The 7,305-nt window shown below is 59.5% G+C and carries 12 protein-coding genes; 7 read left to right on the forward strand and 5 right to left on the reverse strand.

Annotation, left to right across the window (positions count from 1 at the left end):
* The first annotated feature begins 65 nt into the window (after window positions 1-65).
* Entirely contained in the window at window positions 66-1,070 is a 1,005-nt protein-coding gene (locus tag IVB46_RS10180) for a tail fiber protein (protein WP_247342652.1), read from the forward strand.
* Here the strand turns inward: IVB46_RS10180 and IVB46_RS10185 are convergent.
* Complete coding sequence (locus IVB46_RS10185; RefSeq protein WP_247342655.1) at window positions 1,067-1,621, reverse strand: hypothetical protein; 555 nt, start codon at window positions 1,619-1,621, stop codon at window positions 1,067-1,069. The genes IVB46_RS10180 and IVB46_RS10185 overlap by 4 nt on opposite strands.
* Window positions 1,622-1,806: 185 nt before the next feature.
* On the opposite strand from IVB46_RS10185, the gene IVB46_RS10190 reads away from it, so the two are divergent.
* The 6 genes from IVB46_RS10190 to IVB46_RS10215 all read left to right on the forward strand — a co-directional run bounded on the left by IVB46_RS10190 (window position 1,807) and on the right by IVB46_RS10215 (window position 5,399).
* Window positions 1,807-2,433, forward strand: coding sequence for a hypothetical protein (locus IVB46_RS10190; RefSeq protein ID WP_247342658.1), 627 nt, complete (start codon window positions 1,807-1,809; stop codon window positions 2,431-2,433).
* Window positions 2,430-2,789, forward strand: a complete 360-nt coding sequence (locus tag IVB46_RS10195) for a hypothetical protein (protein ID WP_247342661.1) — start codon at window positions 2,430-2,432, stop codon at window positions 2,787-2,789. The genes IVB46_RS10190 and IVB46_RS10195 overlap by 4 nt, the downstream gene beginning before the upstream one ends.
* Window positions 2,789-3,226, forward strand: a complete 438-nt coding sequence (locus IVB46_RS10200) for a hypothetical protein (protein WP_247342664.1) — start codon at window positions 2,789-2,791, stop codon at window positions 3,224-3,226. Before IVB46_RS10195 ends, IVB46_RS10200 begins: the two co-directional genes overlap by 1 nt.
* 20 nt (window positions 3,227-3,246) lie before the next feature.
* Window positions 3,247-3,648 (forward strand): hypothetical protein, encoded by a 402-nt coding sequence (locus tag IVB46_RS10205; protein WP_247342667.1) that lies wholly within the window; start codon window positions 3,247-3,249, stop codon window positions 3,646-3,648.
* 62 nt (window positions 3,649-3,710) lie between these two features.
* Entirely contained in the window at window positions 3,711-4,010 is a 300-nt protein-coding gene (locus tag IVB46_RS10210) for a hypothetical protein (protein ID WP_247342670.1), read from the forward strand.
* A gap of 69 nt (window positions 4,011-4,079) precedes the next feature.
* Complete coding sequence (locus tag IVB46_RS10215) at window positions 4,080-5,399, forward strand: hypothetical protein (RefSeq protein ID WP_247342673.1); 1,320 nt, start codon at window positions 4,080-4,082, stop codon at window positions 5,397-5,399.
* Window positions 5,400-5,620: 221 nt separating this feature from the next.
* Here the strand turns inward: IVB46_RS10215 and IVB46_RS10220 are convergent, their stop codons facing one another.
* From IVB46_RS10220 to IVB46_RS10235, 4 genes are all read right to left on the reverse strand, one after another.
* On the reverse strand, window positions 5,621-5,767 hold the full coding sequence (locus IVB46_RS10220) for a hypothetical protein (protein WP_247342676.1): 147 nt from the start codon (window positions 5,765-5,767) through the stop codon (window positions 5,621-5,623).
* A 23-nt stretch (window positions 5,768-5,790) separates the two neighbouring features.
* Entirely contained in the window at window positions 5,791-6,099 is a 309-nt protein-coding gene (locus tag IVB46_RS10225) for a hypothetical protein (protein ID WP_247342679.1), read from the reverse strand.
* Window positions 6,100-6,483: 384 nt separating this feature from the next.
* On the reverse strand, window positions 6,484-6,795 hold the full coding sequence (locus tag IVB46_RS10230) for a hypothetical protein (RefSeq protein WP_247342684.1): 312 nt from the start codon (window positions 6,793-6,795) through the stop codon (window positions 6,484-6,486).
* A 31-nt stretch (window positions 6,796-6,826) separates the two neighbouring features.
* Window positions 6,827-7,033 (reverse strand): hypothetical protein, encoded by a 207-nt coding sequence (locus IVB46_RS10235; protein ID WP_247342687.1) that lies wholly within the window; start codon window positions 7,031-7,033, stop codon window positions 6,827-6,829.
* Between the last annotated feature and the right edge of the window lie 272 nt (window positions 7,034-7,305).

Below are 7,305 nucleotides of genomic sequence, written 5' to 3' on the forward strand. Positions count from 1 at the left end.
CCTAGCCCCCGTTACGAACGGCTAACGCGGCAGCCGCAAAAAGGGCCCACACTGAGGGCCCGCGCATGACGTTCTGGAAATGGAGCAAGACGGCCGCCAACAACGGCACGGCGGATTCGACCTGTCCGTTTCCGGAAGGCATGGCCCCGAGCGCTCTGAACGACGGCACGCGCGGTATGATGGCGGCCGCGGCGAAGTTCCGCGACGACACGTCCGGTGCCCTCATTACTGGCGGCACTTCGACTGCTTATACGGTGTCGTCAAACCAAGTCTTCACGTCAAAAGCGCTGATGGATGGCGCTGAGATCGCATTGACCATTCATGCGACCAATGGCCCCGCGCCAACCCTGAACGTCGATAGCCTTGGTGCGGATCCGATCATCATTGATACGGCCTCGTCCGGCACGCCTGTCCCGAGCGCCACGCTGCTGACCGGCGGCGTTTACACGCTCGTGTACTACAATTCCGGCAACACTTGGCGCCTGAAGGACTTCTATCAGCTCCCCTTCACTGTCCCGATTGGCGGGCTCGTGGATTTTATCGGTTCTGCTGTGCCAAGCAGCAATTTCGTTTTCCCGATCGGCCAAGCGATCAGCCGCACCACGTATGCGACACTATTCAGCTTGGTTGGCACCACTTATGGCACGGGAGACGGCTCGACGACGTTCAACGTGCCTGACTTTACCGGCCGCGTTGTTGCAATGAAGGAAGCAAGCGCAACTCGCCTGACATCGAGCTATTTTGGCGGCAATTCGACCTCTCTTGGTGCAGTCGGTGGCAGTGAAAGCCACACGCTAACTTTGGCTCAAACGCCCGCTGGAATCACTTCCGGCGGCAATAATTCAATCAGCGTGTTCGGCAATCCGGGCAATCTCGTAACGGCCACGGGCCTTAGTTCATCTAACGCCGGTGCCGGGAGCCATGGCGGCATAGATGGCGTGGGATTTTCAAGTGGTGTCAGCTCCAGCGGAACAAACTCTATCGCCGTCACATCGACCAATACGGGGGGGCAGGCGCACAATAACGTCCAGCCCACCATCATCGCGAACAAGCTGCTGCGGATCATCTAGCAGCCAAGAATGCGCTCTATTTCTTGCGTCATAAAAAGCGTCCAGAGCCGATACTGCTCATCGTCTGAAGGGTGCTTGCCATCATCTGTTCTGATCCCCGAGCCCGTCATGTCTATGATGGTTGCGCCGTCTCGGTCCGACAATGCGCGAATCGTTTGGTTGATTTCGGCATCCTTCCGAAACGTCGTAGCTAGGGCCAAGGAAGTCTGCGGAAGTCTGTGCAGCATCATGGTCATTGAAGCCACGAACTCGTCATGGTCTCTGTCATTGCTGCCGAGCGCGATCACCACGAGTTTGGTGTGAAGGGCGCGGTCTCGCATCTCCTCAGCGTACTGGATGAAGGCGGATGCCCGTGCGCCAGCGATGCCCATGTTTACGACGCGTAAGCCGCAGATCTGCTCCGGGAATTTAGCGCGGCGAGTGATGCTGTCTCCGATGATCGCAACGGATCGCCCGTCAGAGATTGAAAGGTCGGACATGGCGTGGGCCATGTCGCTATAGGGGTCGATCTTTGGGCGCGAGTTCTTCTTGACGACATAGCCTGTCGCCAAGTTCGAAATTATTAGAGCTGCCGCGACCCACGCCCATCGCATGGGTCCCTAATTACCACTGCAACCCCTGATCGAGCAATCCGCCGCCTCAGAAAATCGCTAACCGCAGCGCGGCAAGGTCGCCCTCATCACGAGGTCGATTTTCCATGGAACCAGCATCAATTAGGACGAAAAATCCAGGCGCTATGTGGGGCAGCGCCCTCGCCATCAAATGGGGCGCGGCCAAGCAGGCCGTCACGCTCAACGACGGCAAGGGGCAGGGCAACAACATCGCGGTTTTCCCCACCTTTGTGCAGGGCATTTGCGCGCAGCTCGATCTGTGGCGCACCTCCAAGAACTACCGAAACAAGCGCTTTGCGGACGCGATCGCGATCTGGTCGGGCCACAACGAAGTCCCCTCGTATATCGCCTTCTGCAAGGCGCGTGTCCCCGGCCTGACCGAAGGGACGGTAATGGATGATGCCTTCTGGAAGGGGCCGTCCGGAATCGCCTTCCTTAAGGCTCAGGCTTGGCACGAGGCCGGCAAGCAGTATCCGGCGCCGGACGCCGACTGGATCGAGGCGCAGAAGCGCGTCTTCTCCGGCGTGCCCACGGCGAACACCGTGAAGAAGGCCTCGACTTCGGTGGTCACCGGTACGGTCTCGGGAACGGCGGCGGCCACACAGGCCGGCTTTAACCCCGGAGTGGCGCTCTGCATCGGCCTGGGCGTCGCGATCGCCATCTTCCTCGCGTGGAAATTCTGGCCCCGAAAGCCCGAAGAGGAGACGCCGCACCCCGCCATTGTCGCGCCTGCACTGGAGCAATCCGAATGATCTTGATTTTCGCCGTCCTGCCGGGGGTCATCGTGGGCTACGCCCTGTTCCTGCGCCCCGTCCTGCGCGCGCTGCCCCAGCTCAAGGAATTCTACGCCGAAGCTGATGGCTTCTGGCAGAAGGTCTGGGCCGTGTGCGGCCGCTCCGTCACGATCGTTTGGGGGCTCGCCCTGCAACTGGTCGGGCAGGCGCTGCAATGGATTGACCCGATCGCAAGTGCTCTCGGCGATCCCGAGCTCCGCACGCAGATCACGGACGCCTTGCAGACGAACCCGAAGGTGCTCGGCTACGTGCTGATGGCGATCTCGTTCATCACCATCGCGGCGCGTCTCCGCGGCATCGGGAAGACCGAGTGATGCTTACCGCGATCCTCGCTTTCTTCCAGGCTATTCCTGCGATCACCGGCGGCATCAACAATTTCGTCTCAAAATACTATGACGCCAAGGTCCAGATCACCACGGCGCGCGTTGGTGGAGATGTTGACGTAGCCAAGCAGCTCGTGACCGGCGTCGTCGCAGAAGGGCAAACCCGCGTCGAATTCTTGCGCGTCATCAGCCAAAGCAAGTTTCTGATGTGGCTCGTGGGCGGATTCGCCTTCCCGTGGATTGTCTACGAATGGAAGGTTGTCCTGTGGGACAACATGGTCTGCTTCTGGATCTACGGCGCCTATGGCTTCACACCAACGATCAAGGGGTTAGTGGCGGACTGGGCGGGCGTCATCCTCGCCGGCATTTTCGGGACCGGCGGCGTGATGGCGGTCGGTCAGATGTTCTTCAATCGACGTGAACGATAGCGACGGCGGGCGCTGGGGCGATGGCTGAGGCTGATTGGGCGAAGGTCGCCATCGATGCGGCAATTTCACTTGCGTCAGGCTTGGGCGGCCTGGCGCTCGGGATTTGGAAATGGGGACGAAACAGCGAGAAGTCGAAGCAGGCGGTCAAGGACGATTACAACGGCAAAATAACAGCGCTTCGCGAAGAAACGAGAGTGGCGATGGCAAAAAACACGGAGAACGCCGACGCGAGGAATTCGCTGCTTGTCGAGCAGTTCAAAGAGACGCTTGAAGGACTGCGGCGCCAGATGGACGAGAGCAAACTCCACACCGAGCAAAACTTCCTGCGCAAGGAGGACTTCCGGGAGTTCCTGAAGGAATACCGGGAGGACACGCGGCGGGCAGACACCAAGCTTGATCGCTTGCTCGAGACACGCCAGTGAGAAAAACACTAACCGGGCAGGGGTAGCACCGAGGAAGCGAATTTCGCGATCCAGGGGCTCCGATGACCCAATACGGCTATTACGATCAGCAGGCGTTTTCCAACATCTCGGCCACACCGGCCACGTTCAAGCTGAACGGCGGATCCTACGGGATCACCGTCATTGCGACTTGGGGCGGCGGCTCGGTTGACCTGAAACGCTTGGCAGCCGACGGCTCGACCTACGTCTCTGTGTTGAGCGCCACGTTCACCGCGAACGCCTTCCAGACCGTCAACGTCCCGCCCGGCACCTATCAGCTCACGATCGCGACCGCGACCGCCGTCTACGCTGACATCACGTCCGTCTATTCCGCGGTAGCCTGAGCCATGAGCCGGAACGGCCGGAAGTACTTCGGCACTCTCCTTGGGGGAGCGGGTGGCCCCCCGAACTTCATGTCCTTTTCCGAGGACGTCACCAAGTTCAACTTTCTCACGGGCGGAACTGGCGCAGCGATCCCGCATGTCTTTTCCAACGGATCGACGCTGACGGTAGGCACGAAGCAGGCGCTTCCGGACATTCCCAGCGGGGAGGTCGGGAAGGGCTTCACCTGTACCGGGCTCTGCCAGGACCCCGACAGCACAGACATTTGGGTCGGCAACTTCGGCAACTCGCGCGGCTCTGGCGGCACGAGCACGCCGATCAGTATCGTGCGGCTGTCAGCCGATGGGTCTAGCCTCGTCTCGCAGGCGGCAGCGGCAGAGGCTGTTGGCGGCTTGCAGGGCGTTACGTTTGTCACTTCGTCGTCGCCGTCACTGCGCTGCCTCTCCTATGTCGATGGTTCCAGCGCGAAAATCTATTTCGTGAATCGGGACGGCTCCGTGCCTCGCGCGGCGCAATCCCTGTCATTCGTTCCGAACGCGTTAACGTGGGACGATACTCGACAGGGGCATTGGGTCGGAGATGCAAACAGCGGCGATGTCTGGCTCATCACCTTGGCTGGCGTGGTGATCGGTGCGGCCGACTTCAACAGCTGGGGCGGGCCGCTTGATCATCTGTGCGTCGATACATCGCGCGGCACGGCGGGTTATTTGTGGACGACCAGCGGCGCTAACGGCTCGCCGGGCATCCTGATTGCATGGGACATCGCCAAGGACCAGATCGTCGATCGATTCCTGCTCGATAGTGCACAGGCCGTCGAAGGCTTGCTTGTCAGCGGAACCTCGCTCAAGGTCGTGACGGACGGCTATTACCATTTCTTCGGCTCGGCGCCGAACACGGTTGCACCGTTCAACGTCAACGAGCTCCAGACCTACACGCTCGCGGCATCGCTCACCCAATGGCGCTACGCGCGCGTGTTCAAGTCCGGAGAAGTGGTTGGTCCACAAGTGGCAGGCTTCCGCCGGCCGTACCATCTCATCCTGGACCGTGGCGACGGCGACACCAGCGCTGATTTCTGCATTGTCACGCGCGATGCCGATGCTTCGATCAATGGCCTGGTCGCCAATATGGCATGGACGGGGAAGTCGTTCGACCCCGCTGGAACAGCCAACCTTGGCTTCCGCCTGCTCAGCGGGACCATGACCAGCAAGGCATTTGGAGCCGCCTATTCGCGTCAGATATTTTCGGCGACATTTGCCAGCGGCGCCAACAACACGCAGTTGGGAACGCGCGGAACGTTCACGTCGGATCGAGCCGTTAACGTGGTGGGGACTGCATTGGCGGTTAATCTCGGGTCGGCGGCGGTACCATATAAGCCGCGCCTCGGCGCCTAAGAGCTCTGCTCCCTCGCGAACTCATGCGCCTGCTTCTTGGCGGTCTCCTGGTCAACCTGCTCGGGGCGTAGCCGACGGGAGGGGATGTCGTCCCAGTAAAAATAGACCGACTTCCGGCCGTCAGAAAACCGAACCTCAAAGCTACCTGTGTCCGGCACAATCGAGTGGCGGATTATCCTGACGCGATCCATCCCGCATGATTCCGCGGGCGGGGAGGGTGGTCAAGACTGGACTTCGTACTCGAATGCCACGCCTTCGGGGTCGTTCTCGGAAAACCAAGCACGAGCGGCGTCCTCAGTCGCGAAGACCTTCAGGTGGCCCTTGTCTCCGACCTGCTTGCTGGTATTGACGTAAATCCAGACGGTCATGGGAGCTTCCTCAGGGACAGTGGTTATGCCCCCTTGAGGACGTCGCCGATCTCGGGCCATTTCGCTATGTGGTCTGCGAGAGCTACCCCGACTTTATCGCGGACTTCTGGGCTGTCGTGCCCTTGCAAAACAGTCATCGTCTTGTCGCGGCGGGCGATGCATATCACGTAGCCGGCGAGATTGTCGTCGGCCGGGAAGTTCTCTTCGAGAAACTTGGTGATGCGGGGAGGGACGCTGGACATGGCTTTCTCCTGGGACGACTGCAATCTAGCCATCTCTTCTAGAACCTCGATAGGGAGGCTTTGTGGCATTGGCAGGCTTTTGAGGATCATGTCTTCAATACTCCTTGCTTCAACTGTGTGAGGGCTTTCCACCCTCTGGGGCGCCGTGCACTGCGCCTCTTCCGGTCTTAGCTCCCGGCGGCTTTGCCGGCTACCTTGGGCGGGCGCTTTCGCGAACTCCCTCGATGCCGGCGACCTCTACGGTGGTGATTGCCCAGCACTTGTTCTGTAAGCCTCAACCTGATCGATCCGTTCGCACCAATAGCAATAGAACGCACCATCCGGAACGGTATCGCTCGCCTGCAAAATGCGCACCTTGAATCTCTTGTTGCATTCAGCATGCGTTAGGTTCAGCGGATGAACCCTATGCCAAGCAGGCTCGGGATTGTTTGGAATCGGAAAGCAAGGGGCGTACATCACATCCTCACGTTTCGCTTATGATCGCCCATTAGGGTGACGACCATTCAGGGCATCAGCCAGTGGCGTAAGGCGCTTGAAGTCGCCGACGAATTGCGGAAGGCTGCCACCCTTGTGCCAGTTTCGGATGCACTCGTTGGCAAGCCGGTAGACATTGAGAATGTCCACCACAGACCCGTCACCCAGGACGAGATCTAATCGCTTGTGGCCCTCGTCAACGAACAACATAAGCCCCGGAATCGGCGTTTGATCGGTATGCGGCAAGCCGACCTGCTTCATGCCCTCGTCTTCAAGGGCCATGGACGTTTGCATTTGCATCATCGAGACCATGATCGCTCCCTGCTCATCTGTGTGGATGTGGCTAATCGCGGTCGGTGATTTCGCCTTCGCGGCAGCCTTTACGCATGCAGCTAATGGCCCATGTCGGGAACGGAGTATCTCCTGGCGCTCCGCAGATTGAGCACGTGTAGGCATATTCGCGCTGATATTCAGTTCCGTCAGCACGGCGAACCGTCTGCACGATATTGCCGTTCAACTTCTGGGTTTCTTCAAGGACAGTTTCAGTCACATCATCCTCCTATTTGGTCGCAGGGGCCGGGTTCTGCCCCCGGCTCAGCCCATATGCTGCAAGCTGATTATTTGGCGGGGGATGACCCTACCAACGCTCTCCGCGCTCCCCTGCATAAACGCTGTTCGGTCACAAGCGTGTGGCTACCAGCATCTCGGCTTGAAGCTGTTGCTCAGCTTCAAGCTTGACGATCAGCTTGCTATATTTCTCAACGCCTTCTTTTGCCCACGCGAGTCCCTCACGGGCGGATACGAGTTCGCAATCAATGCAGC

The organism is Bradyrhizobium sp. 61 (assembly GCF_023073075.1).
GTDB classification, from domain to species: domain Bacteria; phylum Pseudomonadota; class Alphaproteobacteria; order Rhizobiales; family Xanthobacteraceae; genus Bradyrhizobium; species Bradyrhizobium barranii.

Bases quoted from the DNA above. Each gene is read 5' to 3' on its own strand.
- IVB46_RS10180 (WP_247342652.1), top strand. From the start codon at position 66: ATGACGTTCTGGAAATGGAGCAAGACGGCCGCCAACAACGGCACGGCG.
- IVB46_RS10190 (WP_247342658.1), top strand. From the start codon at position 1,807: ATGTGGGGCAGCGCCCTCGCCATCAAATGGGGCGCGGCCAAGCAGGCC.
- IVB46_RS10195 (WP_247342661.1), top strand. From the start codon at position 2,430: ATGATCTTGATTTTCGCCGTCCTGCCGGGGGTCATCGTGGGCTACGCC.
- IVB46_RS10200 (WP_247342664.1), top strand. From the start codon at position 2,789: ATGCTTACCGCGATCCTCGCTTTCTTCCAGGCTATTCCTGCGATCACC.
- IVB46_RS10205 (WP_247342667.1), top strand. From the start codon at position 3,247: ATGGCTGAGGCTGATTGGGCGAAGGTCGCCATCGATGCGGCAATTTCA.
- IVB46_RS10210 (WP_247342670.1), top strand. From the start codon at position 3,711: ATGACCCAATACGGCTATTACGATCAGCAGGCGTTTTCCAACATCTCG.
- IVB46_RS10215 (WP_247342673.1), top strand. From the start codon at position 4,080: ATGTCCTTTTCCGAGGACGTCACCAAGTTCAACTTTCTCACGGGCGGA.
- IVB46_RS10220 (WP_247342676.1), bottom strand. From the start codon at position 5,767: ATGACCGTCTGGATTTACGTCAATACCAGCAAGCAGGTCGGAGACAAG.
- IVB46_RS10225 (WP_247342679.1), bottom strand. From the start codon at position 6,099: ATGATCCTCAAAAGCCTGCCAATGCCACAAAGCCTCCCTATCGAGGTT.
- IVB46_RS10230 (WP_247342684.1), bottom strand. From the start codon at position 6,795: ATGGTCTCGATGATGCAAATGCAAACGTCCATGGCCCTTGAAGACGAG.